At 70.4% G+C, this 1,074-nt stretch carries 1 protein-coding gene and 1 pseudogene; both read left to right on the top strand.

The window, feature by feature from the left end; genetic code table 11:
* The first annotated feature begins 125 nt into the window (after window positions 1-125).
* The gene (locus AB0M52_RS34135) at window positions 126-860 is read left to right on the top strand and encodes a hypothetical protein (protein ID WP_363962036.1); all 735 of its coding nucleotides are present in this window, start codon (window positions 126-128) and stop codon (window positions 858-860) included.
* A gap of 17 nt (window positions 861-877) precedes the next feature.
* A pseudogene (locus AB0M52_RS34130) lies at window positions 878-1,074 on the top strand (hypothetical protein); the annotation flags it as partial.

Genomic DNA, 1,074 nt, shown 5'->3' with positions numbered 1-1,074 from the left:
GATCACGTCGACTTTCTTCCTGCTCCGGCTACTGCCGGGGGACCCCACGACCCTCATGGTCGAGGGGGACATGACGCCGGAGATGCAGGCAGCCCACAACCCGCCCACCAGTGAAGGAGATTCCGGTGTTCCTGACCGATCCGGCGCTGCGGCGTATCGCCGCCAGCACCAACGACGTCCTGCCCGAGGCCGTGTGGCGCCACGACACCGCCGCCCTCGACCCGATCGGCGACCTCGCCCGTATCCTGCACAAGACCGCCCGCGAGTTCACCGACAGCACCGCCACCCTCGATGAGGCCCTCACCCGAGTGGATGCCCTCGCTGGCAGGGGCCGCCGCAGCTTGGCCGCCAGCGCCGACCTACACATCGCCGGCTACCACCAGACTCTCACCGACGCTCTCGCCGCCCGCGAACGACACATCGTGCTCGGGGCCATGCTCGTCACCGCATACCGTGCGTGGCGCAACCACCGGCCGGTGCTCGGCAGCGGCGACGAGCGGTACCTGCTGCTGTATGCCGGTGATCCGGCGAGCGGTGTGGCCATCCTGCGGCGACGTGAGCAGCACAGGTGGCTGGTGGTGCCCGACAGCGAGGCCGGCAGCGCCTTCGACGTCCCCTATCCCGACCGGGTCGTCGGCGAGGTCACCGAGACCGACCAGGGGTGGACGCCGGCCGCGTACATCGGCGCCTTGCATCAGGTCACCCCGCCTGGGATGACGTATCCGCTGCCGGTGTGCGGAGACGTCGCCTCGGCGTGCCGGGCGCTGCTGCGCTGGTGGCACCTGCGTCACTCCGACGCCTGGCGCAGCCGCACACCCGACCAACTCACCCCCGCCGAACTCGCCCACCTCACCAGCTAGCAGGCGGGGTGGATCTGATGCTGCACCTCGACACGATCAGCCGCTGGATCGCCCTGGCCACTGGCCGCACCCTCGACCAACACGCCACCGACCCCATCCCCGCCGCCGCGCACCTACCCGAAGCCGCCGACACCCTGCGGCACCTACGCACCGAGCTGCTACTCGCGGTCGACCGGCTCCGGACCCTACTCATCAACGCCGACGACATCACCGG

It is taken from the genome of Micromonospora sp. NPDC051296 (genome assembly GCF_040682255.1).
GTDB classification, from domain to species: Bacteria; Actinomycetota; Actinomycetes; order Mycobacteriales; family Micromonosporaceae; genus Micromonospora; species Micromonospora craterilacus.
Note: the sequence above shows the minus strand (reverse complement) of the source record. Positions and strands in the feature narration are given on the sequence as shown.